23 protein-coding genes and 1 tRNA gene are annotated in these 26,276 nt (G+C 51.7%); 12 read left to right on the top strand and 12 right to left on the bottom strand.

The window, feature by feature from the left end:
- Positions 1-126 precede the first annotated feature (126 nt).
- The 4 genes from LJN55_RS09485 (at position 127) to LJN55_RS09470 (ending at position 4,600) form a co-directional block, all read left to right on the top strand.
- Entirely contained in the window at positions 127-894 is a 768-nt protein-coding gene (locus tag LJN55_RS09485; protein WP_227536121.1) for a DUF4123 domain-containing protein, read from the top strand.
- Entirely contained in the window at positions 891-1,487 is a 597-nt protein-coding gene (locus LJN55_RS09480) for a DUF3304 domain-containing protein (RefSeq protein ID WP_227536120.1), read from the top strand. Before LJN55_RS09485 ends, LJN55_RS09480 begins: the two co-directional genes overlap by 4 nt.
- 111 nt (positions 1,488-1,598) lie before the next feature.
- Positions 1,599-2,135 carry a DUF3304 domain-containing protein gene (locus LJN55_RS09475; RefSeq protein ID WP_227536119.1) on the top strand — a complete coding sequence of 179 codons (537 nt, stop codon included), beginning with the start codon at positions 1,599-1,601 and terminating at the stop codon, positions 2,133-2,135.
- Positions 2,123-4,600: a T6SS phospholipase effector Tle1-like catalytic domain-containing protein gene (locus LJN55_RS09470; RefSeq protein ID WP_227536118.1), complete on the top strand. Its 2,478-nt coding sequence runs from the start codon at positions 2,123-2,125 to the stop codon at positions 4,598-4,600. Before LJN55_RS09475 ends, LJN55_RS09470 begins: the two co-directional genes overlap by 13 nt.
- Before the next feature lie 57 nt (positions 4,601-4,657).
- Here LJN55_RS09470 and LJN55_RS09465 read toward each other — a convergent pair whose 3' ends face one another.
- From LJN55_RS09465 to LJN55_RS09455, 3 genes are read right to left on the bottom strand one after another with little or no spacing between them, the layout of a single operon-like run.
- Entirely contained in the window at positions 4,658-5,689 is a 1,032-nt protein-coding gene (locus LJN55_RS09465; RefSeq protein ID WP_167864487.1) for an ABC transporter permease, read from the bottom strand.
- Positions 5,690-5,708: 19 nt separating this feature from the next.
- Positions 5,709-7,193: a sugar ABC transporter ATP-binding protein gene (locus LJN55_RS09460; protein WP_133843232.1), complete on the bottom strand. Its 1,485-nt coding sequence runs from the start codon at positions 7,191-7,193 to the stop codon at positions 5,709-5,711.
- A gap of 33 nt (positions 7,194-7,226) precedes the next feature.
- Positions 7,227-8,150, bottom strand: coding sequence for a sugar ABC transporter substrate-binding protein (locus LJN55_RS09455; RefSeq protein WP_159336954.1), 924 nt, complete (start codon positions 8,148-8,150; stop codon positions 7,227-7,229).
- A 511-nt stretch (positions 8,151-8,661) separates the two neighbouring features.
- Between LJN55_RS09455 and LJN55_RS09450 the strand changes: the two genes are divergently transcribed.
- Positions 8,662-8,737 (top strand) — tRNA-Asn (locus LJN55_RS09450).
- Between the two features lie 1,140 nt (positions 8,738-9,877).
- Positions 9,878-10,552 (top strand): hypothetical protein, encoded by a 675-nt coding sequence (locus LJN55_RS09445; RefSeq protein ID WP_407647792.1) that lies wholly within the window; start codon positions 9,878-9,880, stop codon positions 10,550-10,552.
- 169 nt (positions 10,553-10,721) lie between these two features.
- Here the strand turns inward: LJN55_RS09445 and LJN55_RS09440 are convergent, their stop codons facing one another.
- The 4 genes from LJN55_RS09440 to LJN55_RS09425 all read right to left on the bottom strand — a co-directional run bounded on the left by LJN55_RS09440 (position 10,722) and on the right by LJN55_RS09425 (position 15,909).
- On the bottom strand, positions 10,722-11,723 hold the full coding sequence (locus tag LJN55_RS09440; RefSeq protein WP_227536117.1) for an aminoimidazole riboside kinase: 1,002 nt from the start codon (positions 11,721-11,723) through the stop codon (positions 10,722-10,724).
- Positions 11,724-11,750: 27 nt separating this feature from the next.
- Entirely contained in the window at positions 11,751-13,094 is a 1,344-nt protein-coding gene (locus LJN55_RS09435; RefSeq protein ID WP_227536116.1) for a carbohydrate porin, read from the bottom strand.
- 121 nt (positions 13,095-13,215) lie between these two features.
- Entirely contained in the window at positions 13,216-14,649 is a 1,434-nt protein-coding gene (locus LJN55_RS09430; protein ID WP_227536115.1) for a glycoside hydrolase family 32 protein, read from the bottom strand.
- Between the two features lie 18 nt (positions 14,650-14,667).
- Positions 14,668-15,909, bottom strand: a complete 1,242-nt coding sequence (locus LJN55_RS09425) for an MFS transporter (protein ID WP_133843203.1) — start codon at positions 15,907-15,909, stop codon at positions 14,668-14,670.
- A 243-nt stretch (positions 15,910-16,152) separates the two neighbouring features.
- Between LJN55_RS09425 and LJN55_RS09420 the strand changes: the two genes are divergently transcribed.
- From LJN55_RS09420 to LJN55_RS09405, 4 genes are all read left to right on the top strand, one after another.
- Entirely contained in the window at positions 16,153-17,148 is a 996-nt protein-coding gene (locus LJN55_RS09420) for a LacI family DNA-binding transcriptional regulator (protein WP_133843201.1), read from the top strand.
- Positions 17,149-17,416: 268 nt separating this feature from the next.
- On the top strand, positions 17,417-18,328 hold the full coding sequence (locus tag LJN55_RS09415; protein ID WP_227536114.1) for a LysR substrate-binding domain-containing protein: 912 nt from the start codon (positions 17,417-17,419) through the stop codon (positions 18,326-18,328).
- 94 nt (positions 18,329-18,422) lie between these two features.
- Positions 18,423-19,304, top strand: a complete 882-nt coding sequence (locus LJN55_RS09410) for an SDR family NAD(P)-dependent oxidoreductase (RefSeq protein WP_227536113.1) — start codon at positions 18,423-18,425, stop codon at positions 19,302-19,304.
- Positions 19,297-20,193: an SMP-30/gluconolactonase/LRE family protein gene (locus tag LJN55_RS09405; protein ID WP_227536112.1), complete on the top strand. Its 897-nt coding sequence runs from the start codon at positions 19,297-19,299 to the stop codon at positions 20,191-20,193. The genes LJN55_RS09410 and LJN55_RS09405 overlap by 8 nt, the downstream gene beginning before the upstream one ends.
- Here the strand turns inward: LJN55_RS09405 and LJN55_RS09400 are convergent.
- Complete coding sequence (locus tag LJN55_RS09400) at positions 20,179-20,880, bottom strand: ArsR/SmtB family transcription factor (protein WP_227536111.1); 702 nt, start codon at positions 20,878-20,880, stop codon at positions 20,179-20,181. The two genes, LJN55_RS09405 and LJN55_RS09400, sit on opposite strands and share 15 nt — an antisense overlap.
- A gap of 126 nt (positions 20,881-21,006) precedes the next feature.
- Between LJN55_RS09400 and LJN55_RS09395 the strand changes: the two genes are divergently transcribed.
- Positions 21,007-22,383: an MFS transporter gene (locus LJN55_RS09395; RefSeq protein WP_227536110.1), complete on the top strand. Its 1,377-nt coding sequence runs from the start codon at positions 21,007-21,009 to the stop codon at positions 22,381-22,383.
- An 8-nt stretch (positions 22,384-22,391) separates the two neighbouring features.
- Here the strand turns inward: LJN55_RS09395 and LJN55_RS09390 are convergent, their stop codons facing one another.
- Together LJN55_RS09390 and LJN55_RS09385 are read right to left on the bottom strand one after the other, a co-directional pair.
- On the bottom strand, positions 22,392-23,048 hold the full coding sequence (locus tag LJN55_RS09390) for a dTMP kinase (protein WP_200640202.1): 657 nt from the start codon (positions 23,046-23,048) through the stop codon (positions 22,392-22,394).
- A gap of 87 nt (positions 23,049-23,135) precedes the next feature.
- Positions 23,136-23,477, bottom strand: a complete 342-nt coding sequence (locus LJN55_RS09385; RefSeq protein WP_133843191.1) for an ArsR/SmtB family transcription factor — start codon at positions 23,475-23,477, stop codon at positions 23,136-23,138.
- Positions 23,478-23,528: 51 nt separating this feature from the next.
- Between LJN55_RS09385 and LJN55_RS09380 the strand changes: the two genes are divergently transcribed.
- Positions 23,529-24,521, top strand: a complete 993-nt coding sequence (locus LJN55_RS09380; protein WP_227536109.1) for a threonine ammonia-lyase — start codon at positions 23,529-23,531, stop codon at positions 24,519-24,521.
- A gap of 43 nt (positions 24,522-24,564) precedes the next feature.
- Here the strand turns inward: LJN55_RS09380 and LJN55_RS09375 are convergent, their stop codons facing one another.
- Together LJN55_RS09375 and LJN55_RS09370 are read right to left on the bottom strand one after the other, a co-directional pair.
- Positions 24,565-25,353, bottom strand: a complete 789-nt coding sequence (locus tag LJN55_RS09375) for an alpha/beta hydrolase (protein ID WP_159336972.1) — start codon at positions 25,351-25,353, stop codon at positions 24,565-24,567.
- 369 nt (positions 25,354-25,722) lie between these two features.
- Positions 25,723-26,181, bottom strand: a complete 459-nt coding sequence (locus LJN55_RS09370; RefSeq protein WP_200640212.1) for a GNAT family N-acetyltransferase — start codon at positions 26,179-26,181, stop codon at positions 25,723-25,725.
- Between the last annotated feature and the right edge of the window lie 95 nt (positions 26,182-26,276).

The following is a 26,276-nucleotide window of genomic DNA, read 5'->3' as shown; positions in this document are numbered from 1 at the left end:
TGCGTAATGCCTGCTTTCTGCACTCGTTTTAACAGGAGTCAATATGAGTGTTACTGATGATCTTTCCCTCCCTAATCCCCCCGTCAATCGCCATTCTCCTTGCGGATTTCCGCTGGGGGTGCAGCCATGACTCAACATTGGATCGAGCGTGTTGCCCTCACCTGCCGTGAAGCTGCGACAGACTATGTTGATATTCTTATAGACCAGTCGGGGTTTGATTTCAGCGTGATACCGGCGCTGAAATCGCTGTCAATCGAGTGGCAATCACTCTTCACTGGTCTGCCTGAAGCATCGCTCGTTGATGTTGCCCCGCTGATGGCACGCATTAATCTTAATGATGCTCAGCATATGCTTTTTCTGCATGATTTTAGCCAGCATGCCGCCGCGCAGGCACCGTTGCTTATCCTCTGCTCCCACTGGCCTTTTGCCACACTGGCAGGCTGGCTGACACAATGTATTGATGCACAGCAGGAAGGCCGCGCCGGTATTTTACGTTTTTACGACACACGCATTTTTCCTCTGCTTTTTTCCCATATCCTCAGCGAAGAACAGCAACAAACGTTGCTGCGCCCGGCGCTGTTCTGGAGCTGGCAGGATCGGGACGGCGAGCCACAGATCCTGAATGGTGACGGCGTTCCACCGGAACAGAAAGAGCCAAGCCTGAAGATCAATCTCAGCGATAGTCAGTGTGAATCTCTGATGTCCATCTGCGATGTCGTTGCGTTACTGGAGCATCAGGCCCCGCCAGCGGGCATTTTTTCATCACAACAGACGCTTTTTTTAACCTGCTATGAGGGAATGCTGGAGGCGACAAAGAAGGGTTTGCTGATGGATGATCAACGTGAAGCCTGGGTGATGATGAAGTGGAGTGCAGCAGATGAGTCAATATTATGACCCTCAGATACTGTGCTTTGTTGGGCATAATCTGGTGCTTAACCGGCTGTTCGCAGCCTGTCGCGGAAGCCCAGGGCCGCAGCGGCGGTGGTGGCACCATTGACGCCATCAACCACACCAAATGGGCGATTAACCACTTCAGCGTGAACGGTCAGTCGGGCATCGACATTATCGGCCCGTTCCAGGGCGGCGGCGGAGGCTGCTGCTACGGCGTACCAGCGCAGTGGAAGCCGGGGATGACGGCGCGCATCGACTGGGAAACCGGGGTAGCCTATGCAAGTGATGTCCCTGAAATACCTGCGCCAGTGCGACCAATCCAGCGAAAACAGAATAATAAAGAATGGACTACGGAAGTATCAAAATATAACCAACTAAGAAAAGTTTGGAACAAAAAAATCAATGAATTAAAGCGCCAGCACAGCAAGACCGTACCTCTCCCCGACTACAACGACCAGGACACCTGCGGTATCACGGTGCATTTTCTGCCCTGCGATGACGTTAAGGTGACCACCAGCTGTTACACCTACGGCAGCCCGGCCTACCCGATTAAAGAGCCCATCAGAATGAAGGAGCCCACTGTATGTCCGAGATAAACAAAGCCGAAGCATGGAATCCGCCGCCGTTCCCGGCGCAGGGGCGCTTGCCTGTGCCTGTAACGCGGGCCAGACAACACCGTTAGTTTACTTTCCAACAAGGAACGTCAGATGACACTCTCGTTATTAAGCCCGCTGCTGGCGGGGCTGCTGCTGTTATCCGGCTGCACGCAGCCTGCCGCGGAAGCCCAGGGCCGCAGCGGGGGTGGTGGCACCATTGACGCCATCAACCACACCAAATGGGCGATTAACCACTTCAGCGTGAACGGTCAGTCGGGCATCGACATTATTGGCCCGTTCCAGGGCGGCGGCGGGGGCTGCTGCTACGGCGTACCGGCGCAGTGGAAGCCGGGGATGACCGTGCGCATTGACTGGGAAACCGGGGTGGGATATTCAATGGATTTTCCTGGATATCAGGACAGAAAAAAATATCTTGCCTGGAAGAAAGGTATTGATGCGCAAAAAAGGCAGCACAGCAAAACCGTGCCCGTCCCTGACTACAACGACCAGGACACCTGCGGTATCACGGTGCATTTTCTGCCCTGCGATGACGTTAAGGTGACCACCAGCTGCTACACCTACGGCAGCCCGGCCTACCCGATTAAAGAGCCCATCAGGATGAAGGAGCCCACTGTATGTCCGAGATAAACAAAGCCGATTTGGCATGGAACCCGCCGCCGTTCCCGGCGCAGGGGCGCTTGCCCACTGAGTCACTGCTGGTCGGGAAACACTACCACCAGCAGAAAAGCAGCGAGCGAAATTACCACCAGGCGCTGTGCCTGGCCGCAGGGCGGCGCGTGGAACCGCCCTGCTGTAAAACGCTGCATATCAGCCTGTTTTTCGACGGCACCGGCAATAACCTCAACAATGATTTTGTCCTGTCCGACCCAAAACACCCGACCAGTATTGCCCGCCTGTTTCGCGCCGCTATCGGCGACGGCACGGCCGGCGGTGTGCCTGATACCCGTCAGGTGCCGCTGGATGCGGCCAGTGACAGCGGCGGTCAGTATTTTAAGTTTTACATCCCCGGCGTCGGCACCCCGTTCCCGGAAGTGAACGACCTTGAGTACTCCCTCGATGGGCTGGTGGGGGCGGCGATGGGCGAGGAGCGTATTAACTGGGCGCTGCTGCGCATTATTGATGTGCTGATGCGCGTGAGCAAAGACCGGGTCAATAACAGCATAAAACTTTCAGAAGGTGCCAGCCGCAAGTCGATTGGCAAAATGGGCACCCGCTGGAGCCGGCTGTGGGTGGGCGGCAGCCATAACCGCTATGAAGAATTTAACCGCCTGCTGCAAGAACTCTCTCCTCAGCTGAAACCGTTGATCACCCAGCCGGAGCCAGGCAAGCCCAAAGTGCTGGACATCAAACTGTATATCTATGGGTTCTCTCGCGGCGCGGCGGAGGCGCGCACCTTTGTGCGCTGGCTGAGTGAGCTGCTGCCACCGCCGGTGAAGGAAGGCGAAAAACCGCCGCAGTGCCTGCAAATTGGCGCATTGCAACTGCCACTCAGCATCGAGTTTCTCGGGCTGCTGGATACCGTGGCCTCGGTCGGAGTGGCACACGTGGCACCGCTTGCCTCAGGCCATATGGCCTGGGCCGGCGGCACCATGGAGTTGCCGGATGATAAAATCTACGGCGGGTTGATTAAAAAATGCATCCATCTGGTTTCCGGCCATGAGCAGCGGCTGTGCTTCCCGCTGGACTCGGTACGCCGGGCTGACGGCACGTATCCCCCTTATGCCACCGAGGTGGTTTATCCGGGGATGCACTCCGATATTGGTGGCGGCTATCCGCCGGGAGACCAGGGAAAGGCAAATGCTGAGGATGACAGCTTATTAATGTCGCAAATAGCTTTGCATGATATGTATGCTTCGGCTTTTGAAATTGGAGCTCCGTTAAAAATACCGCCTAAAATGTTACCGCAGACCAAACACCGGCAATTTTGGCGAGCAATGTCTCCAGATTTGCAAAGTGAGTTTGTAATAGATGCTCCACTTGTCACCCGCTTTAACGCCTGGCGCGAACTCACCCTCAACCTGCCCACCCCGGCAAATATTACCGCTGAAGACGCTGCAAAATACGACCCGCCCCGCGCCGGCAGCAGTCTGGAAAGCGTTATTGATCATCAGATTGCATGGATTACCGCCTGGCGTATTAACCGCTATGCCAGAGGAACGATGCTGAAAACACCGTTCTACCAGCGCGCCACGGATAGCGAAGCCCTGCCTGCCGCACGTAAAGCGGCTGAAATGAAACGCGATGAAAAGCAGGAAAAGGTACTGAGGGATCGCCAGGATCAGCGTGTGAACCAGCCCGCCGACATGATGGATGAGCTGATGCTGGCGCCGGGCATAAAAGATTTTGACCCGGATATGGCCCGCACCCAGCTGTTCGAAGCCGCGAAGGAGTTTGGTAAGGATTACCACGACGGTTACCGCATCCCGGATAACCTCGTCGAGGTGGTGCTGGATACCGTGCTGCAACCGATGATTTTTATCCTGAATACCGACGACGAACCGCAGGAGTTTCGCCGGATAAAAAACGAGGGTGAAGCGCTGGAAAAAAACCTCTTCCCCGATGCCGGGGAAGCAAGTAACGCGGACCAGCCATCCGGGCGGGTGAGAGCGTTGTTTGACGACCAGGTCCACGACTCGCGTGCCTGGTTTATGCACTCGACGCTGGGTACGCGTGAAATGTGGGCGGGCTATTTTCGCTATCGCATGATCTATTTTGCCGACGTCTGTAATAAATCCCTCTCGCCGCTGGTGATCGCCGGAAACCTGGTGGGATTTGCCACGCTGGCCACGGGCGTAATACTGAGCTTCAGACAAAAAAGCCTGGCGGGAAAACTGGCCGGGCTGGCGGCCACGGGCGCAGTGCATTCGCTACAGGTCGAGGTGCTGGACCCGATCACCCGGCTTCCACTGCCCGAACTGCCGGGAGGCGAGCAGCTGCGGGCCTTTACGACCGAACCAGGGGACATCGTTGCGCAGCTAAAAGAAGAGGCAGCGGAGAAAGAGATGGCGCGGATAAAAGCAGCGATCCTCTCCGGCTGGGCCGGGAAGATAAAAACAGGCGTGACGGAAGTCGCTGCAATCACAGGAGAGTAAATGAATACGTGCCTGCGGTGCAGGCACGTATTAAATCAGGGCGTTATCAGATAAAAATTAACGCTTACTACGGTTGCGGTACATATCAATCGATACCGCAGCGACAATAATCATCCCTTTGATGATGTCCTGAATGTAGGCATCAACACCCACGAAGGTGAAGCCGCTCTTGATCAGGCCGAGGATCACCGCACCAATCAGCGTGCCGGTAATACGCCCTACCCCACCCATCAGGCTGGAACCGCCGATCACCGCCGCGGCAATGGCATCCAGCTCGTAGCCCAGGCCCATACTTGACTGGCCGCTACTCACACGCGCCGCCAGCACCACACCCGCCAGGCCAGACAGGCCGCCTGCGATGGTGTAAACGATGATCAGGTATTTATTAACGTTGATACCGGAGACTTTCGCCGACACCATGTTGCCGCCGATGGCGTAAACATACTTACCGTAGCGGGTATGTTTCAGCGCGATATGGAAGATCACCGCCACCACCAGGAAGATAATCACCGGCATTGCACCCTGACCAATCGACGTAAAGCCATCGGACAGGAAGCTGATGGGGTTACCCTGAGTGTAATACTGTGCCAGACCACGCGCCGATACCATCATCCCCAGCGTGGCGATAAACGGCGGAATACCAGTTTTAGTGATCAGCACGCCGTTGACGATACCGCACAGCAAACCGACCCCGATCCCGGCGCTAATCGGCAGCGCGGCAGGCATATCCACCAGCGAGGGGAACATCGGTGACAGGCTTTCAGAGGTTTGCGCCAGACTGGCGGCAACCACCGCCGTCAATGCAATCACCGAACCGGACGACAGGTCAATCCCCGTGGTAATAATGACCTGAGTCACCCCGACCGCAATGATACCGATAATCGCGACCTGAAGAACAATCAGCACCAGGCGGTTCGGGTTCATCAGGAATGACTGATCGCGAACATACCAGCCGAAGGCCTCAAATATCAGCGCGATGCCGACCATCACCACAAAAATACCGGTATCTTTAGGCAGTTTGCCTTTCAGATTACTAAAGAACGACGGTGTCTCAGCTGACTGTTGCGTTGTCATTTTCACATCACTCATGTTTGTTTACCTCACGCCCTTACTCGGACGCCAACGACAATATGGTTTCCTGGTCGGCTTCTTCTTTATTGAGGATGCCGGTAATACGTCCTCCGTGCATCACCATCACGCGGTCACTCATGCCAATAATTTCCGGCAGTTCAGAGGACACCATGATGATGGCAACGCCACGGCTCGCCAGTTCGCTGATCAAACGGTAGATTTCCGCTTTTGCGCCGACGTCGATACCACGGGTAGGTTCGTCAAGAATCAGGATCTTCGGTTGTGCCAGCAGCCAGCGGGCAATTAATACCTTTTGCTGATTACCGCCACTGAGGTTGTTTATGATCTGGTCCATGGTTGGCGTCTTGATATTCAGACGTTTGATCTGTTCCAGACAGTCTTTCGCCATATTGGCATGATTGACGAAGCCGCCTTTGGCGCTGTAGTCAGTCATTTTGACGATACTCATGTTTTCCATCACCGACAGCACCAGGAACAGGCCTGACTTTTTACGGTCTTCGGTCAGGAACGCCAGCCCTTTATCAATCGCACTGGCCGGTGAATCAATTTTGGTCGGCACACCATCAATCAGGATCTCTCCACTGTCTATTGATGTCATACCAAACAGACTTTCCATCACTTCACTGCGTCCGGCACCCACCAGACCCGCCACCCCAAGGATCTCCCCGCGACGTACGCTAAAGCTCACATCGTGGAACACATCCTTACGCGTCAGGCTGCGTACCGTCAGAACATCTTCGCCAATATTGCTGTCTGTTTTTGGGAACAACTGGGTCAGTTCACGCCCCACCATCTGGGTGATCAGCGACTGTCGCGTATAGCTCGATGTCTCATTGCTCGCCACCCAGGTGCCGTCACGGAATACGCTGACTTCATCGGTAATCGCAAAGATCTCATCCATTTTATGGCTGATATAGATGATGGCTTTGCCCTGCTCACGCAGGTCGCGAATGATGGTAAACAGATGCGCCACTTCGGTTTCCGTCAGGGCTGAGGTCGGTTCATCCATAATCACGATGTCTGAGTTCCAGGAAACCGCTTTGGCGATCTCCACCATCTGCTGGGAGGCGATACTGAGATCGCCCACCATCTGATCGGGACGCAGACGAATATTCAGCTTAACCAGCAGATCTTTGGTTAAACGGTTGAGCTTACCGTGGTCAACGAAGCCGAATTTCATCGGCTCGCGACCCAGCCAGATATTTTCGGCGACCGTCATATGCGGTACCAGATTAAGCTCCTGGTGAATCATGGAAATTCCCGAACGCAGTGCATCCAGCGTGTCGGTAAACTGCACAGGTTGCCCTTTAATACGAATCTGCCCCTCATCGGGACGATAAATCCCGATGAGGCACTTCATTAAAGTGGATTTACCTGCGCCATTCTCACCCATCAGAGCATGCACCGTTCCCGGCTTGATACGGAATGAGACGTTGCTTAACGCCTTCACACCCGGGAAGAATTTGCTGATGCCTTCGGCTTCAAGCGCATATGCGGTCATTTAACTACCTCCGTACTACGAGTTCAGCGAAAGTTATTTCAGATTCTTGCTGGTGAAGCTTTCATAGTTATCTTTGGTGATCAGCTGGAACGGGATATCCACGATCTTCTGAACCTGCTCACCTTTCACCAGTTTCACTGCGGTCTGAACTGCGCCGGAACCCTGCCCTTTGGCATCCTGGAATACGGTGGCAACCATCTTGCCGTTCTTAATCATCTGCAATGCATCCGGGGTACCATCCACGCCAGCCACCAGGATTTTCTGCTCGTTTTTACCTAATGCCTGAAGGGCACCGATAGCCATTTCGTCGTTGTTAGAGGCGATGGCCTGGATATCATCACCGGCGGTCAGCCAGTTACTGGTGACGTCAACGGCATCGTTACGGGTAAATTTCGCAGTTTGTTCCTGAACCACTTTCAGGCCAGGGTATTTCGCCACCACCGCTTTCACACCTTTGGTGCGCTCACGCGTTGCTTCGTTTGCCAGGTCACCCAGCAGGATGGCGACGTTGCCTTTATAATCCATACGTTTTGCCAGTGCTTCCATCTGCAAGCGACCCGCCAGCTCGGAGTCAGAACCCACGAACGCCATTTTGCCTGTCAGCGTGGTAGCCGGTTTACGGTTGACAAACACCAGCGGGATGCCGGCTTTGGTGGTCAGATCAACGATAGGTTTAACGGCGTTGGTATCCACCGGGTTAACGATAATCGCGTCAACGCCCTGACCGATAAAGTTTTGAACCTGTTGCAGCTGCTGTGCGACGTCACCTTTGGCGTCTTCGATCTGGCCTTTCACGCCTTCCGTTTTCATTTCATTAGTGATTGAGTTACGGACAATCGTTAAAAAGTTGTCATCAAACAATGCCATAGAGACGCCAACTTGCAGGTCTTTGGCAAAGCTGGTAACAGGTAACATGCAGACTAACAGTGACGCTAAAATTGTTTTTTTCACGTTCATGTCCAGGCCCTTATTATCGTTAGCTTGCGAAGGTTACGGATTCTGCGAATGAAAAATTTCTTTTACATTCACACACCCTCACCGACGGCTTTATTAAAGTGTAGGGGGTGACTATCTCGGGTAAAACTATCTTTCTTATTACTGCGTATCGGGACCTACTTTTACTCTTTACAACAACACGTTATGTACAACCCACTGTTTCTTTTTCTTTCATCCCCGTCTACGTTACCGCAGAGCAGTTTTTTTGTTTCATAATAACTCTAATTGAAACTTTCACTATGAAAGCATCGAAACGCATGTTTTAAAATCAGCAAATAACAAAAATTTGACACACCTCTAACATCGGCCAGCTAAACGCTACAAAGTGAGATCTGGCGCAGAGATTGAAGATTGTCCAATCAAGATAAAAAACCCTCACGCTGCTGCTTTTGCCAGCAAACGCACCGACAGAGTGGAATAGGCCTTTGACATTTCCCGGACACGCCGTTAACATGCGCCCCGTTCACACGATTCCTCTGTAGTTCAGTCGGTAGAACGGCGGACTGTTAATCCGTATGTCACTGGTTCGAGTCCAGTCAGAGGAGCCAAATTAGAGAAGCCCGCTCAGGGAAACCTGAGCGGGCTTTTTGCTGTTTGTGTGATTGTTGAATCTCTGACAGGCTCAGATTTTATCCATCAAATAACGATGTGCTTTGGATACGTGTCATTTACTCTTGCGGGACGGATTGTGTTGGGAAACGATTAACCGGAAGTTGATTCGGAACGGAAGACACGCAGGATAAAACATCTGACCGGCATAACCGGGCTAGCGCACCTTGGTTCGCGGCGGTGAAATGGGTTTGGGATGGCGTTAAGAACCTGAATCTAACTGTATCAGTTCAGACCTGATATGGCAGTGTTCTGAGGTAGAACACACTTAAGTCTGACTTTCTGCTATGAGTGGGAAGTGGAAGTTCGCAACTGAGTCGCCACGAATATTACTAGCATTGCCGTGAGTTAATCAGTGGAGATCAAGACACTGGCTATAAGTGGTTTTGGTACTCAATCAGGTTTGATAGCGAATGAATAGTCACTGCGAAATTTCAGAAAGGTGAATGAGTAGTAAGGATACTCCTAATAATTATAAATTTGTCTTATAAGAGATGTAGCCCGACGTTAAATTAATCACTAAATTTTCTTATGTGGCTTTTCTAAGTTCTATCAGTGAGTCATTATGATTTATCAGAACAAAAATCACATTGCTAGATTAATAATTACCTTGGTAGCTAATGTCTTCGTATGATGACTATGAAGCCAATGGGGGTAGAGATGCGAAATATAATTATTAGCGGCCTAGGTATTACACTTTGCATTGGATTATTATCAGGTTGCAGTAACCCATCATTGCAAATATTTCCTAAATATGGAGGAAAAATACAAGGTGTTGTTTGGTGCGATCGGCGATACCTTGACATGGTTGATGAATATCAGACTATTAGTAAGGATACAAAAAAACTACTAGAATTATCCAAAGAGGGATATGTCTATGCGCTGGCCGCTACACTGAGTTTGCAAAAAAAAATGCGGATGCGCAGTTTAATTTCAAAACACCTATCTACCTTACGAAGATAGATGAACTCTCTAAGAAAAAATTCAATGGTTTTGCTGCGGACTCTTTTACATATAGCAACCCATTTACGGGAGAGAATGAGCTTATAATCGCCTTTCGAGGGTCAGATCAATTATTTATGGATTATCTATTCCAGAATTTTGGAGTTTATCAGGTCCAGAATAAATCTGCTCGGGAATACATTAAGTACGCTGTGAAGTACAGGGATAAAAACCGCAGTAAGTTTGGTCCAAAAGTTGTTGTTGTTGTTGTTGGGAATTCCCTTGGTGGGGCACTGGCCGCTCATGTAACGAATCATAAAGACACTGCTGCTGATGTCACCGAGGCATGGGCCTTTAACCCCTCACCCAGAACAGGCGTGCTCCCCCCTCTGGGTGGTAACCCAAAAATAAGACTCCTTTCAACCAAATCAGAAGTGTTAAATTTTTCTGAAAGAAAGCGTATAGGGGCACAGAAACAAAACGAATACACAGATTATGACTTAATAAAAAGCAGTTCTATCTACAACCATTACCGATGGGTACTTGCGAGAGAGATATTATGGTATGCCGATTTCGCATTGTATCTGGAATCAGATAAGAGAGTTGTTACGACTCCTCCGCTGGAAATAATAAAGTCTCAACAAATCACGCTGGCTAAATGTGAAAGAACAAATCTCATCACAGAAAACCGCCGGAAAGATTATGAGATTAACAATCAAAGAGATGAAAAAATTGGACGTGTGAAATTAAATGAAGTTAGTGAAGTTAGTGAAGTTGATAAAATGCTGGATGAGGGGTATATACCCAAGTAGCAAAAAATACCGTTTACTACGATTACTTGTTTGTGCACGGCCACAAATAATTTTCAATCAACACCGCCTGTACCCGTTAGTTAATCCCGGCAGTTAACGTTTCTGGTATCTCAAATATCGCATCAGTGCTCGTAAAGCGATGATGCGATAAGTGAAAAGAAAATCTCGTTTACCGCACAGCACGTAATCCGTCAGAGTTAGCTGTTTTTAATCCCTGGAGTTGGGGTGTATGCACATGAAATGAGAGCATATTTTCAGTATCAATAAACTGCTTAACACCCTGTTTATCGGGTAATGCTGTCAATGCGCCCTTTTGCGTCGTCGCCAGCGCTCCGCAGGCGCTGGCTTGTGTGATAGCTTTCTCGAGTTGTATTAAATCATCCAGTGGATTTCCCTGTGCGATGCTTGCCAGCAACCCTGCCATGAAGGCATCCCCCGCTCCCGTTGTGTCCAGGCTTTCCACCTCGAATGCACTTACGCGAACAAACTTGCCCTGCCACAATACGTCTGCACCGTTTACCCCCCTGGTAACCACTTTCAGGCATGAAGGGTATTCCATTAATAAACTCAGCGCGTTCTCATGATGGTTTGTCCCAGCCAGCCAGTACAACTCCTCTTCTGAAAGCTTGAGAATATCCGCCTCGCGTGCAAAATGACGCACGGTATCAGACATGATCATGGGGTCCGGCCACATTTGTTCACGTAGATTAAGATCAAAACTTAACATCCCTCCGCGCTGTTTAATCTGATCCACTGCCCGCACCAGGGTTTCGCGACAATCCACAGCCACCAACGCCAGCGAACAAAAATGCAAAATGTCGTTGCCGAAATCCGGCAGATTCGTGGAAGACAAAAACTGATCTGCCGAGGGATTGACCAAAAAAGTAAAACTGCGATCGCTGTTTTCACCGAGGGAAACCACCACTGTGCTGGTACGATGTTCGGCATCAAATTGCATATGCTGTGTATCAACATTCTTCTCAGCAAGCGTGTCCTGAAGAAAATGACCGAAAGGGTCATCACCTACCCTGCCAATAAATCCACAATCACATCCCAACTGTGCAGCACCAACGGCTACATTGACCGGAGCGCCGCCCGCACACGCCGTATACTGCATCATCCCCTCAGGCATCAAATCGACTACCGCGTCACCCAATGTCCAGATTTTCATTTGACCTCCTTAGCGCAATGAATAGAGTTAGAAAAGATATTTAAAACGCACCCGTGCGCCATAGCGGTTATCGGTATTGCCGGTTTTAACAGCCGGTGATTCAAGCCATGAGGCATAGGCCCCGAGATAAATATTGAAGTTAGGCATATCCATGATGTCAGGCAGCTGCCATGAAGAATGGATGGTATGAATGTCATATTTTCCCGGTGCAAGGATCGCGCAGTCGCTGTCACAGTCACTGGCCAGGCCGGCCATATTGAACTTGTCGATATTGTTGTGCGCATAGATGTAACCAAGTTCCACGCGATGCCAAAAGGCATTAATTCCTGCGCTAAAATCTTTTTCGTCAGCGGCATCGAGATATGCGGTGCTCAGGTTAACGACTGCGCCGTTTTCTGCATCAGTTTTGAGTGTGTTCCAGCTCATGGTCATGCCATATCCTGTCCGGCTTGACTGATCGACCCAAACACCCTGCGTATTTTGATATCCATAAGCATTGTTCACCAGGTTGCTTTCGACAGCGGCGGCGACCGACCACTCGCCGGATTGCCAGGCCACGACCGGGCGGGCATAAACCACATTTTTTCGGTTATCTAACGTGTTGCCGTGATAGTTATTGTCGACAAATAGCGAACTGCCATCTTCTATTAGCGTGTTGAGTTCGAAATACCAGTTGTCGAGGGTTTTACTGAGCAGGAAATTGCCACCGCTGCTGCTACGCCCGCGCCCCTCTTTCATCATGTAGATATAACCGTAGCCGTCACTGTAGAGATCGTTAGCGGTGTTACCGGAATACTCAATGAACGTATCCTGGTTTAGCGGGAACATATCCCAGGCCTCGAAGCGACCTATTTTAATTTTCCAGTCATTCTGCTGACCAAAGAAAAATGCCGCATCATCGAGATTCATTTTTCCGTTGATATCAGCCAGTGGCTGAACACTAAATCCAGCATATTTTCCATTAATTCCATTTCGCAGACCATCAAACCCAAGGAGAATGCGACCATTAATATCCCAGCGTTCTTTATCTCCGGGGGCCCAGTTTTTATTACTACTGGTTTTTACCGACGTCAGGCTACCGGTACGGCTGGCACCATCCATATTAAATTCAACATCACCATAAAATTTTATATCACTATTGCCAGTGAGCTGAAGAGCAGGAGTGGCGGGAACATTATTGACCACAGGGGATACTTGCTTCTCCTGCTTAAGGACGCGAATTTCTGCCTCCGCAGTCGCAGCGCGTTGTTCCGTGACTTTCAGTCGCTGCTCCATTTGTTCCAGCCGTTGTTCGAGTGAAAGCGCATCCTGTGCATTCGCTGCTGAGGAGAGTACAGACGTCAAAATACATCCGAGCCAGATTTTATTCATCGGAAAGACCTTCTTATTATTTATAGTAATGCATCATTTTGGTGTAAATACAGCCCAGAGATAAATACAGTAATAACCCGCCCATCCTCCAGGACAGGTTATTTTCGACACTCACTATGGGTTATCCCAGCTGCCAGGCTCCGGCATCTGATAATGTCGCCGTTCCATGCCAGGCAAATAAACTTAATTCGCGGCGATCGGCATCAGGATATATTCGGCTGCTGAGGCACGCCTCACCGTCATTAACGAATACCTCGACCGAAGAACTATCAATAAACATACGTAAAGCCAGAGGAGCGCCGGGCACCAACGGTACACTACGCGTGCCACATAATCCGTACTGCGGATAGCGGCGCTCAAGCACCAGACGCTGCATCTGTGTATCAACATAAACACGCAGGCCTTCACCCAGACTCAGTCCATACTGTTCCGCGTCACTGTTTGCGCAATCCCAGTGAAGCACAACTTCCATGGCTTCCCCTTTTTCCGCCATAATGATCTGCTGATTTTTCAAGGTACTGACAGGCCAGGGGAACCAGGCCTGACGCAGCGCGTCGACCTCTTTCGCGGGCCGCATTTGCAGGCGATTGTTGTCATCAAGGCTCAGCTCACGCGGCAGAGACAGCATCCCGGCCCAGCCGTCCTGTTGCTCCGGCAGCGGCGACTCCCACATATCCAGCCAGCCAATGATGATGCGGCGGCCATCCGGCGTCAGGAAGCTCTGTGGGGCATAGAAGTCATGTCCGTTGTCCATTTCGGCAAACTCTCCTGCGCGGACAAACGGCTCTCCAGGCTGCCAGTCACCCACCAGATAGCCGCTCTGGAACAGGTTGCGGTTCTCAAAAGCCTGCGCGGCGATCCCCTGCGGGGAAAACATCAGGACACGTTTGCCATTAAGGGTAAAGAAATCAGGGCACTCCCACATAAAGCCCATTCCGTTTTCTGCCTCATCCAGGATCCCTTCATCCTGCCACTGACGCAGATCGGCTGAGCGATACAACCGGACTTGCCCGGTATCGCCAACGCGCGCACCGACGACCATGTACCAGCTATCCCCTTCGCGCCATACCTTAGGGTCGCGGAAATGATGCAAGTCCGGCGGGGTATCGATAATGATCCCCTCACGCTTAAAGTGAATACCATCGGTGCTGGTGGCCATGCACTGCACCTGATAAAGGTTCTCTTCATTGCCGACATCGCCGTGAAATTTGTGTCCGGTGTAAATCAGCGACAGGGTATCGCCATCAACCACCGCCGAACCCGAAAAACACCCGTCTTTGTCTTCCGGCCCTTCCGGGGACAGCGCAACAGGTAAATGCTCCCAGTGAAGCAAATCTTTGCTCCGCGCATGTCCCCAGTGCATCGGCCCCCACTGAGTGGAATACGGATGGTGCTGGTAAAAAGCGTGATACCAACCATCAAACCACACCAGGCCATTAGGATCATTAATCCAGCCAGCCCTTGCGGCCAGGTGATAACGCGGGTACCAGCGCAGGTTTAGCCTCTCGCGTTTAGCCTCAAGTTCATGTTCAGCGTTAGCAATTGAGTACGTCATAGTCTTCACTCTTTTCATTCAAATAGTAGAAAGTTGCGGTATTTGCGGATCCCGGGTGGGTTTACCGGAGCGCAACAAGAAGATGGAAATAAAGGTGATACAGAACACCATCAGCCCCATAACCAGATAGGACTGGGCAAATCCATATTTTTCGTAGCTGTAGCCTGCGAGGGGTGACAGCACGGTGGCGATCACTGAACTCGTACAAGCAAAGCCCACCAGATAGAGCGTGGAGGAGAGTCGTTTATCGAAGTTAAGACTGTTGTACTTGAAGATTGAGATTAACAGTACCGGTAGCTCAACGGCATGTAACAGCTTAGTGATGGAGATAAGCAGTGGACCTTCCACTAACCCGGAAGCGATCATGCGCATCGCCATCACTATTCCGGCGAAAATCAGACCATTTTTGGCGCCGATACGATTGACCAGCCATGGAGCACAGAACATGCCAGCAGCCTCAAGGAACACCTGAAATGAATTCAGATATCCGTACATGGCATTTCCTTCATGTTGCGTCGGGAACTGTGAGGAAAAATAGACCGGGAACTGCTGATCGTAGACGCCGTAAATACAGGTCCCGACCACAAAGAACACCAGAGCCCAGAAGCGCGGCAGGGTCAGCAGACGAACCGCATCTTCCAGCGTAACTTTTCCGCCTGATACGGCCTCCTGCATCGCATGTGGTGCCGAAGAGACGCGCAACCGCATCAAAAGCATAAAGAAGATCAGACCAGAACAGCTGGCGACCACGAAGTTTAACTTCGGGTTTATATTAAACAGCAGCCCGGCGAAAAACGTTGCCACCGCCCAGCCCAGCGACCCCCACATTCTTGCTTTTCCGAATTCAAACTGGCTCTGGCGTGCGACACGCTCGGTGTAGGATTCCAGAACACCAATACCGCCATTGAATGTCAGACCGATATAGACACCACCAAAAAAACTGCCAAGAAAGACATTCACTTTCAGAAGATGACCAAAAAGCAGATAAGCCGGGCCGGAAAAGATCAACAATGCCGTGATAAACCAGAGCAGGTTCTTGCGCAAACCGAGCTTATCCTGAATAAAACCATAACAAATTTGCACAAACAGGGTGGAAAACGACATCACTGAAAAGATGATTCCGGTGTCCCCTGCTTTCAGACCGACTTCCTGATGCAGCCAGATAGAGAGCAGTGAGCCAGTAGAGGACCAGGTCACAAAGAAAAAGAATAATAAAGCGCTGAGTATCAGATAACTTTGAGAATGATGGGTTTTCATCATGGCAATCTCATGCGGAGTTGGAGCACAAATGATAACGTTAACATAAAATCAAATGCATGCCGTTTTACGGCAATTCTAGATGTTAATCACAAAAGTTAACGTTAACATTGAGAATATGAGATCATGATCAACTTTTCTTATTCGCTGCAATCGATACCCGCAGTCCATAATCACGTATGATCCTTTTACATCAGTAAGTTAGTTATATAACCTGTGGCAGAGTGATAAGGCTGGAGCAAAACAATGGCATCCCTGAAAGATGTGGCAAAACTGGCAAACGTCTCGCTGATGACTGTTTCCAGGGCATTAAACTCCCCGGAACGCCTGAAGCCGGAGACATTGTCTCGCGTACAGTCCGCTATCGATGCGATGAATTACGTGCCCGATTTATCGGCAAAAAAAATACGCGGTGCTCACGCGATTCCAAAAACCATCGGGGTGTTAGCACTGGATACCGTCACCACCCCCTTTTCAGTGGAAATCACACTCTCTATTGAAGAAACGGCACGCGCACATGGCTGGAACAGCTTTGTGGTGAACATGTTTTCCGATGACAGCCCGGAAAATATCGTCGATCTGCTTCTCTCACATCGGCCGGATGGCATTATCTATACAACAATGGGATTACGGCAGGTGCCGCTACCCGGGAAGTTGTTAAACCTCCCCTGCGTACTGGCCAACTGCGAAAGCCTGCATCAACAGGTTGCGAGTTATATTCCGGATGATGAACGTGGGCAGTATGCTGCGGTGCGTGCACTTTTTTCTGCAGGCTATCGTCGCCCGCTCTGCTTACATTTACCTGAAAATCAAGTCGCTACCATCAGACGTCGCAAAGGTCTGGAACAGGCATGCAGGGAAGCAGGTATAGCGCCTGATACACTCGACCACTATTACATGGGATATGGGGATGAACATTATCGCGATATTCCCAACAGGGTTTTAGCGCATATCCATCAAGGCATACCTCAATTTGATTCAATTGTGTGTGGAAATGATCGTATCGCATTTATGGTCTATCAGACTCTGCTGTCACAGGGGTTAAGAATACCCCAAGATGTCGCGGTGCTTGGCTACGATAATATGGTCGGTATTGGCGATCTATTCTTACCATCACTGTCAACGGTGCAATTACCCCATTACGAGATCGGTCGTCTTAGTGCGCTGCATATTATTAACGGTGAGTCTCATCAGAAAACGGTGGCCGTTGAAAGCCCGTTGCTACTTCGTGAATCGGTGTAAAAAAACAACGTAAATCTGCCTTGCTCGTCCAACGCAATCGGCTTAGCTCACCGATACTTCCTCACATGCCACCCATTCGTAAAGTGAAGGAACATAAATAACATCGGTATCAGTGTCAGGAAGATTGAAGCGTCTGTGCTGCGTCAATCAGAAGAATATTCGTCACACGATTGAGAGCTACCATCCGACATATTACTGCAGGGTGCAAATGATGAAGCACAGTCCAACACTGTATTTAATATAACTTCAGACGTATTCATGAGGTCTCATGATCGAAACCCGGCTTCTTGTCCAGTTCATTGCCGTTGCAGAAGAATTACACTTCAACCGCGCCGCGCAGCGACTCCATATGGCGCAGCCCCCCCTGAGCCAGGCGATCCGCAGGCTGGAGCAGGAAATGGGCGTTTCGCTGTTTGAACGCACCAATCGCAGCGTGTCGCTGACGCCTGCAGGAGAAGACTTTCTCGAATCTGCCAGAGAGGTATTGCGTATTCTTGACGAAGGCGTTGATAAAAGCCGCCGTGTGTCACAGGGGATTGAAGGCCATCTCACCCTCACCTTTATCAACATTACACATTATGGCCCCCTGCTACACGCCCTCAGGAACTTTCGTACTGCCTTCCCTGCCGTCTCTTTCACGATGAATGAGGCCACGACGCAAGAACAGGTTGATGCCCTTGAGCAAGGACGCGCCGACCTGGGATTTATGCGGCCGCCAGGCAGAACCTCACCTGGCCTGCGTTTCAACGCCATATTGCGCGAACCTGTCATGATCGCTTTGCCTGCTGAACACCGCCTTGCAGGCTGCGAGAGCATCCCACTGACAGCACTTCAATGTGACCACTTCGTTTCAGCCCCCCGCCACCTGGGCCAGGGTTTTCATGACCAGCTTGTGCAGCTTTGCGAAGCGGCTGGATTCACACCTCACATTGCACAGCAGGCCCGGCAATTGCAGACACTCGTTGCACTGGTTGCCAGCGGCTTCGGCGTCGCGCTGTTACCCGCCTCACTGGCGCAGGAGCCACGGAAGGACGTGATATTCCGGCCACTTGAGGTCGATGCGCCGGCCGAACTCCAGCACGTTGAACTGTTAATGGGATGGAATGAGCACTCACCTTCTCTCATCCGGGACAAACTCATCGAAGAAATACGCAATGCAATGCCGCCAGGCTTTGATTAAGACTATTTAGGTCTTATTAGACTACAAATAATATATTTTACTGGCTACGCGTGGCGTCCCATCATCGTGACACTCAAATTCACGGAGATTCAACATGGGACAGAAGAACCCGCTTACCGATGCGCTGTTAAAGGATGCGGTAGCCATCATCACCGGCGCAGGACAGGGCCTGGGACGTGCCTACGCGCAGTCACTGTTAGACCATGGTGCGCGCGTTGTTATCAGCGACCTCGGCACCAACCGGGCCGGTGAAGGCGCCAGTATGGATGTGATTGCGGAAGCTGGCCGTACCCTGCGCGCTGACAACGGACAATTGATCACACACAACGGACGCCTGGATAATGAGGATGGCTGCAGGGAGCTCGTGGAGCTGGCTATCACCCACTTCGGTAAGCTGGACATCCTGATTCACAACGCAGGCTGGGTGGACTATCAACGTATCGAAGACCAGAGTGATGATTTCCTTGAACGTGCCATCGGCATCAACGTTCGTGCGCCGATTTGGCTGAGCAAATATGCCTGGCCATACCTTAAGCACTCTTCATCACCACGGATCGTGCTCAACACCTCTGATCGCGCCCTGTTCCAGCAATATGCGCAGCCCGGCCTCGTGGCTTACGCTGCCGGTAAGATGGCTCAGGTGGGCATCATGAATGCACTGAGCCTGGAAGGCGAGCAGCATGGGATTCTTGTCAATGCTATCTCCCCTGTTGCCAAAACACGCATGTGGGGAAGCATGCCGTCACCCGAGAACCTCAAACCGGAGTGGGTCGCACCGGGCGTCGTGTATCTGGCCAGTCCGCTGTGCCATGACACAGGCTACATCCTTCGCGCAAGCAACGGTCATTTCACCGCAACCCGCTTTTGTGAGAACCCCGGCGTTGTTTATCCCACTGACCTGGCGCGTGTCGAATGTGAGAATGTGGCTGACGTCGCCCGCCAGTGGCAGCAGATCAAAGAGTGTGAATATGCATAACGATTATGATCTGTGCAACATTGCTCATGTCGGCGCCACGTTAGGCGAAAGTCCGGTCTGGGATGCTCAGAAGGGGCTTTTGTACTTCGTGGATATCGTTGAAGGGCGGATCAACGTGCTGCGGCCAGAAGGAAAGGTCGACCGTGTTTATGAGTCCGCTGCACGCATTGGCGCCCTGGCGCTCACTGACAGAGGGAATCTGATTTTCACTGAAGATGCCCGCGTTGCCATGCTCAATCTGGAGACCGGTGCAGTGCGCCACGGCTCTCCCATTATCCATGAAGGCACGAGCTATCGTTTCAACGATGGTGCCTGCGATCCACAGGGACGTTTTATTACCGGACTGATGAACGAGCGCCCGGATGGCAATAGCGGTGCGCTGTACCGCTTCGACAGTGCACTGAATGCCCGGTTAATCCTGCCGGGGGTAACGCTGCCCAACGGGGTGGCCTGGTCGGAAGATGGCCGTACTCTGTTTTTCGTTGATTCGGTAGCATGTGCAATTTTTCAGGCCACCTGTTCGGCAGAGGGCTTGCCAGGCGATATCAGGTTATTTGTTGAGACACCCGCCGAACTCGGCCGTCCTGACGGTATCGCTCTGGATAAGGAGGGAGGGCTGTGGGTATGTCAGTTCAACGGGGGATGCCTGCTGCGCTACGACAGCAACGGGTGTCTGAGCGATCGTGTCATCATGCCCGTTCCGCGTCCTACCAGTTGCTGCTTTGGTGGAGAGGATCTCAAAACATTATTCATTACCACCGCACGCTTTGCTATGACGCCTTCGGAGTTACTGACGTCCCCAAGTGCCGGGGATGTGTATACGATTCATCCCAGAATATCGGGCAGCCGAAGGCATCTGTTCAAAGAAAGACCACTATTCATGCCGTAGCAATCCTTGCTGATGGCGAATACCAAAGTGTTGCGCTAAGGCTTCCCATCCCGACGCGGTGACGTTCAACGCTCTTGATTGATTCGAGCGGCTCAGCCATTCCCACGCAGTAAATGCCTCCAGCATCGCGGAGCCAAGAGGGCCTGCGAGGTGATATTTCCGCTCGGTCCAGTCAAGGCACAAACGGTTATTACCTGCGCGTTCCGCACTGATTTCCACGCCTTGCTGTTCAAACCAGCGATGCCCCTGAACAGTGAGCACCGCGTGTTGGCCTTCTTGCATGGTAATCAGCCCCTGGATGAGCATCCTTTGCGTAATCAGCACGCCGATTTGCCCGGCTAAATGATCGTAACAACAACGCGCAAAACGCAGCGCTTTCGCTGCACTATTGGGCGTAGTTTGCCACTGCGAAGTGACAGGCCCGACCGAGGCCAGACTTTCTAAGAGCTGGGAAATATGTGGCCCGGCCAGGCGGTAATAACGATAGCGCCCAACAGACTCGACGGTGACAAGCCCGCCATCACGCAGTTTTGCGAGATGAAAACTGGCGGTTTGTGCTGTGATGTTGGCGGCTTCTGCCAGAGCGCTGGCAGAAAGTGCTTCGCCTCCAGAGAGGTTAATGAGCATTATCGAACGCACCGGCTCGGCGATGAGATGGGCCACGACAGAGATGTGAAATTGGTTCATTGTTGCGCCCGTAAAAGTGAAGTCAGTGTTCCTCAGATGATTAACACTTCGATACAGCTCGAATCATTATTTAGCGCGTGCGGGGTATAGTCAATAAATCTCATTTATGGACAATCACCTCGACTCATGAACAACACCCCTTCGGCTCAAAAATGGTTGTTAGCGGCGACCAGTATCAGCTATATCATCGTGATACTTGATACCTCGATTGTGAACGTTGCACTTGCACCGCTGGCCGCCACGCTGCACTCGACCATTACCGGCCTGCAATGGGTCGTCAGTGCCTATACCGTGACTTTCGCCAGTCTGCTGGTCAGCGGTGGTGCTTTAGGCGACAAACTGGGGGCAAAAAACGTTTATCTCACCGGTCTGCTGCTCTTTGCACTGGCTTCAGCGGGATGTGGTTTTTCATCCACACTGCCCACCCTGATCTTCTCGAGGATATTGCAGGGGGTCGGTGCGGCCTTGCTGGTCCCCTCCTCTCTGGCGTTGATCAACAGTGCGTTCCCTCAGTCTCGGGATCGTGCCAGAGCCATCGGTATCTGGGCCGGATGCGGTGGAATTGCCATGGCGGCCGGTCCGTTATTGGGCGGTTTGCTGATCCATTTATCAGGCTGGCGAAGTCTCTTCCTGGTCAATGTCCCCATTGCCGTACTCGGGGCTGTACTGGCAACGCGTATTCCTGCGATAAAAATCACTGTTCGCGAGAGGCAGATGGATTTTGCAGGGCAGTTACTGGCGATTATCGCACTGGGATCGTCTATTGCCGTGCTGATTGAAGGTGTCCATCGTGGATGGCGTGACCCGTGGATTTGCGGAGGAATACTGGTGGCGGTCATTGCCTGGGGGGTTTTCATCTTTACCGAGTGCACAATCAACCAGCCGATGCTGCCGATGACACTCTTTCGCCTTGCTGATTTTTCTGCCTCGGTTAGCGTCTCGCTGATTTCAGGATTAGTGTTTTACGGGGTGTTCTTCCTGCTCAGCCTGTACTTCGGGGCCGTGCGCGGCTGGTCATCGCTAGACGTGGGTCTCGCCTTCCTTCCCTTGACCTTGCTGGTCACGTTGGGCAGTTTTAGCGCCGGAAAACTTAACCGCCTGCTTGGCCCATTCTGGCTGATAACAGGATGCTGCGGGCTCTACGCCGCCGGATTCGCAGGGTTAATGATAGTAAGAGAAAATACACCCTATTGGCAGATCGCACTTTGCTTTCCTGCACTCGGCCTTGCCGCTGGCATCATTACACCGGTCGCCACGGCAGTTGTCATGGGCTCGACAGGCAAAGAGCACGCTGGAATTGCCGCCGGCGTGCTCAACGCAAGCCGACAAACGGGTTCCGCGCTGGGAGTCGCAATCTTTGGGGGATTGCTTAACGCGGTCAAACCGCTCGCAGAGGATATTGACATCGCCCTCTGCGTCGGCATCGCCTTCTCACTGCTCGCCGGCCTGTTATGCTCCACCCTGCTGAGCAGGAATTCAGCCTGTAAAAAAAACACGCTGTGAAAACGGGCTCAGGGAACGACCTTCCCCGGCGATGTGATCTGAATCCCTGTGGCGCACCCAGGCACGCGGTAGATCTCAGAAATCACCTGCATCGTGGCGTCTTCGATTGTTCCTTCATTACGGCATAAAACCCAGCCGTTATCGGCAATTTCTCGCTCGAACGCCTGGCTACAGGCAACATGTTCTTCCAGCTTATGAATCACCGTACTGCTTAGCCCACGCGATCGGGCCGCAGCCCTTGCCCATGAAATCTCAGGCGTAGTCACCACACCGACATGCAGGTCTGGCGTTCGCACATTTCGTTCAAGGTTAAGCTGTAAAATCTCTGCGAAGGGAATCATGCGGCGAAACGCGGCATCCGACGGGTACCAGCGGTCCATCAAGATAATGCTGTCCGGTGGCTGTTTAGCCAGCACGTGCCGGGAAATCCAGGCGCGGCTGGCGGCCAGGCGCTCACACACCTCCCATTCCAACGCCAGGGTGGGTTGTCTGGCGAGCCTGTTAACGAGAACCATGGTTTCCCGCCTGTAGGGATCGCTTTTTTTCTCGCAAAGTCGGATCACCTTCTTGTTGTCAGCCCTGAGGACTTTGGTGATGGCCTCCAACAGTGTGGTTTTACCGGCGCCCTTGGGCCCATCCAGCGTGACAAACAGAGGACGACTCATTGTTCAAATGACGCTTGATAGACAGTTTTTGTAAAGCTCAAATCAGGCAAAAGCATCTTACGTCCTTCGTATGTTTTGATCTGCGCGCTACTCATGTGGACGCGTTGCCCGTTTTCCATATTCCGACAACATTGCCGTTGCTTCATCCATCCGTTGACGATCAAGTTTATAGAATACCCAGTTCTTGATACGTTTCGAGGTCACAATTCCGGCTTTAGCCAGATTTTGTAGATGGCCTGTCACTGTGGGCTGACTCAGACCAATTTTTTCGGTGATAAACCCGACACACACACCGTCCTCAACCAGGTCGCCGTCCTGCTGCTCGGGAAAATGTGACCTTGGATCGGACAGCCATTCAACAATCACGAGCCGGTGCTCATTACCCAGGGCGCGAAAAATATCGGCCATTAACGTCTTTGAGTTGTTCATATAGCCAATTACCTATATAGTCATTTTCTTATATAACTTCAGGAGAATACTATGACAAACCCCGCACAAAGGCCAATGGGCAGTGTCACGCTGAAAGATATTTATGCCGCTTCCCGGCGAATTAAGGCAACAGTATGCAGGACACCGCTGGAGCCTTCGCAGGAACTGTCTGCCCTTGTCGGGGCGGAGGTCAGACTCAAAATGGAAAATCTCCAGCATACCGGTAGCTTTAAGCTGAGAGGCGCCGCAAACGTTCTTGCCAGTCTTGATGCAGAACAGCGAAGCACCGGCGTCATCGCCCCGACGGCGGGGAACCATGGCTTAGGACTTGCCTGTGCGGGGCATGTAACAGGCATACCCGTATCCATATACTTACCGCATTCAGCAGACCCGATGAAGGTCTCGGCGATGAAAAATTATGGTGCTCAGGTGACCTTTTTTGACAGTATTGAAGACGCAAGGCAAGCCGCTATTGCCGCAGCGCAACAGTCCGGCGCGACGTTCGTCTCCGCCTACAATAATGAGCAGATGATTGCCGGGGGCGGCACCGTCGGTCTGGAAATTATGGAAGACAGGGCAGATGCTGACGTTATTCTCGTGAACATTGGCGGCGGCGGGCTGGCCTCAGGTATTGCGACGGCCATCAAAGCCATTAACCCTGCTGCCGAAGTGTGGGCAATACAAAGCGAAGCGAGCCCGACATTTGCGCGCTGGAAAGACGCTGGCGAGACGATTCCTGTGGAAATAACGTCATCAATCGCCGAAGGCATCAGTGGCTACATAGAGCCCGAAACGATGACCTGGCCACTGATACGCGACCGTGTCGACCGTGTTCTTCTCGTCTCAGAAGCCGAAATTAAAGCAGCGATGGCGTTAATGCTTAATCTGCATCGCCATGTTGTGGAGCCTTCAGGAGTGCCCGCAGTTGCGGCAGTCCTTCGTTATGCAAAAGAACTGAGCGGGCGTAACGCTGTCTGCGTGGTCAGCGGTAGAAACATATCTGGCTCCCGCTATCTCGGATTAGTGAATGAGGCCACACGCTGAAGAAACGACATCCTCAGCCGTAGTCGATTGAACGATGAGCGGTTCAGAGTGATTTTAAAATCCACGCCAGTACATCTCCCGGCCTTTCAAGCACGGCCAGGTGTGTTCTGGCATTCTCCAGTCGTTTCACTTCAAAAAAATCATGCTCTTCAGCGAAACGCTGTTGAAAGGCAAGGTACTCGTCGTCCCGGTCAAGGGAATAGAGGTGTGTACACTTCGGTGGGTTTTTGAGCGTTTCCAGGCGTTGGAGCGGCGAGCCGTATTGATGATAGGCATCGGCAATCACCTGCCCTGCCAGGCGCCAGAGCTGATAGCTGGACTCCGCCATCTCGGTGTTGAGATGATGGATCATGGTGGGTGAGTCGCTCCCTGCTAACCAAAATTCAAACAGCTGATCCCGTGCATATTCCCAGCGATTTTCTTGCTGCATCTCTGTGATGGCACTGAAAAACTCCGTCGACGGCTGATTCATGATCCAGTCCAGGAATATCATAGCAGGCACGCGTTCAGTTAAACTTTCCGCTAAGTCCACGGCGATCCAACTGGCGTGGGCGACGGAAACCGGGACAACGCGCTTCAACCCGAGATGTTCAATGAGTGCCAGGGCGTCAGAGAATAACGCTGCCCCGTCAAAATCCTGACCATCAGTGGAAGATTTCCCATGGCCCCGCCAGTCTGGAGTAACAACCCGAAAAGAAGCGGCGGCCAGCGCTGAGAATTCATTGAAGACGGTCTTCGGCTGGCACCAACCCGGCATCAGAAACAGCGTCGTATCGCCGCTGCCAACATCCTGATAATCGATATCGCCATGTTTTGTATGTAAAATAGGCATGCATAACATCCTGTCGTAAAGTGAAGGAACACCACTCACAGCGGTATCAGTGTCAGGAACATGGGTGCCCCTGCACTGCGTAAACCAGAAGAATACTCGTCACATCATTGAGAGCGTTACCATCCGACATATCACCGCAGGGTGCAAATGGCGAAGCACAGTCCAACACTGCATTTAACATAATTTCGGACGTCTGCATGAGGTCTTATGATCGAAACCTCGCTTTCTTTTCCCGTGATTGCCGTCGCAGAAGAATGGCACTCCAACCGCGCCGCGCAACGACTTCCTATGACGCAGCCCCTGAGTCAGGCTGGAGCAGGCTGCCAGGCAGGGAGAGCTGGCAGCCATTAGCTCCTTACTCACGCATGTTTAGAGAGGCATTCTGTACTCGATAACCCCCGGTTTCTCGGCCACCCAGTCATAAAGCCTCTGTGCCGTTACGTTCTTTTCCTGGGTATGCCAGTATAAGCGCCCACACTGGCGCTCGCGGGCCTGCCCTTGCACATAGTCAATCAGATGTTTTCCTGTCTGTTTACCCCGACTAGTGGGGGCCACAAACAGATCTTCTAAATAACAGAAATCACTGACCGACCATGTTGAGCGGTGAAAAACATAGTGAACAAATCCGAGGAGGGTCTCCCCCTCTTTTGCGACAGCGCAATACATCGGTTCATCAGCATCAAAAAAGCGCCCCCATGTTGCTAATGTCGTCTCTTCTGGCAGCTCCACGCCATAGAATTGCTGATAGCTCAACCAGTAAGGTAGCCATGCTGAGTAATCGGCCTCTTGAACGGGTACCACGGAAATTTCTAAATTTTCATCATTCATATCAATCACTTTTTTAAAATGAAACGTATCAGGTGATGAAAGAGTAACGCTGACAGTGGTATTGTATAAGGCACACTTTGTTGATTTTTTATGGG

Source organism: Erwinia rhapontici (assembly GCF_020683125.1).
Taxonomy (GTDB): domain Bacteria; phylum Pseudomonadota; class Gammaproteobacteria; order Enterobacterales; family Enterobacteriaceae; genus Erwinia; species Erwinia rhapontici.
The sequence above is the reverse complement of the archived record's forward strand: the minus strand, read 5'-3'. Positions and strand labels throughout refer to the sequence as shown.

Coding starts and splice junctions, on each gene's coding strand:
- LJN55_RS09435 (WP_227536116.1), bottom strand. CDS start 13,094: ATGAATAAAATCTGGCTCGGATGTATTTTGACGTCTGTACTCTCCTCA.
- LJN55_RS09410 (WP_227536113.1), top strand. CDS start 18,423: ATGGGACAGAAGAACCCGCTTACCGATGCGCTGTTAAAGGATGCGGTA.
- LJN55_RS09480 (WP_227536120.1), top strand. CDS start 891: ATGACCCTCAGATACTGTGCTTTGTTGGGCATAATCTGGTGCTTAACC.
- LJN55_RS09390 (WP_200640202.1), bottom strand. CDS start 23,048: ATGAGTCGTCCTCTGTTTGTCACGCTGGATGGGCCCAAGGGCGCCGGT.
- LJN55_RS09440 (WP_227536117.1), bottom strand. CDS start 11,723: ATGAAAATCTGGACATTGGGTGACGCGGTAGTCGATTTGATGCCTGAG.
- LJN55_RS09385 (WP_133843191.1), bottom strand. CDS start 23,477: ATGAACAACTCAAAGACGTTAATGGCCGATATTTTTCGCGCCCTGGGT.
- LJN55_RS09475 (WP_227536119.1), top strand. CDS start 1,599: ATGACACTCTCGTTATTAAGCCCGCTGCTGGCGGGGCTGCTGCTGTTA.
- LJN55_RS09400 (WP_227536111.1), bottom strand. CDS start 20,880: ATGAACCAATTTCACATCTCTGTCGTGGCCCATCTCATCGCCGAGCCG.
- LJN55_RS09420 (WP_133843201.1), top strand. CDS start 16,153: ATGGCATCCCTGAAAGATGTGGCAAAACTGGCAAACGTCTCGCTGATG.
- LJN55_RS09375 (WP_159336972.1), bottom strand. CDS start 25,353: ATGCCTATTTTACATACAAAACATGGCGATATCGATTATCAGGATGTT.
- LJN55_RS09460 (WP_133843232.1), bottom strand. CDS start 7,193: ATGACCGCATATGCGCTTGAAGCCGAAGGCATCAGCAAATTCTTCCCG.
- LJN55_RS09485 (WP_227536121.1), top strand. CDS start 127: ATGACTCAACATTGGATCGAGCGTGTTGCCCTCACCTGCCGTGAAGCT.
- LJN55_RS09425 (WP_133843203.1), bottom strand. CDS start 15,909: ATGATGAAAACCCATCATTCTCAAAGTTATCTGATACTCAGCGCTTTA.
- LJN55_RS09470 (WP_227536118.1), top strand. CDS start 2,123: ATGTCCGAGATAAACAAAGCCGATTTGGCATGGAACCCGCCGCCGTTC.
- LJN55_RS09415 (WP_227536114.1), top strand. CDS start 17,417: ATGATCGAAACCCGGCTTCTTGTCCAGTTCATTGCCGTTGCAGAAGAA.
- LJN55_RS09465 (WP_167864487.1), bottom strand. CDS start 5,689: ATGAGTGATGTGAAAATGACAACGCAACAGTCAGCTGAGACACCGTCG.
- LJN55_RS09445 (WP_407647792.1), top strand. CDS start 9,878: ATGGATTATCTATTCCAGAATTTTGGAGTTTATCAGGTCCAGAATAAA.
- LJN55_RS09430 (WP_227536115.1), bottom strand. CDS start 14,649: ATGACGTACTCAATTGCTAACGCTGAACATGAACTTGAGGCTAAACGC.
- LJN55_RS09370 (WP_200640212.1), bottom strand. CDS start 26,181: ATGAATGATGAAAATTTAGAAATTTCCGTGGTACCCGTTCAAGAGGCC.
- LJN55_RS09380 (WP_227536109.1), top strand. CDS start 23,529: ATGACAAACCCCGCACAAAGGCCAATGGGCAGTGTCACGCTGAAAGAT.
- LJN55_RS09395 (WP_227536110.1), top strand. CDS start 21,007: ATGAACAACACCCCTTCGGCTCAAAAATGGTTGTTAGCGGCGACCAGT.
- LJN55_RS09405 (WP_227536112.1), top strand. CDS start 19,297: ATGCATAACGATTATGATCTGTGCAACATTGCTCATGTCGGCGCCACG.
- LJN55_RS09455 (WP_159336954.1), bottom strand. CDS start 8,150: ATGAACGTGAAAAAAACAATTTTAGCGTCACTGTTAGTCTGCATGTTA.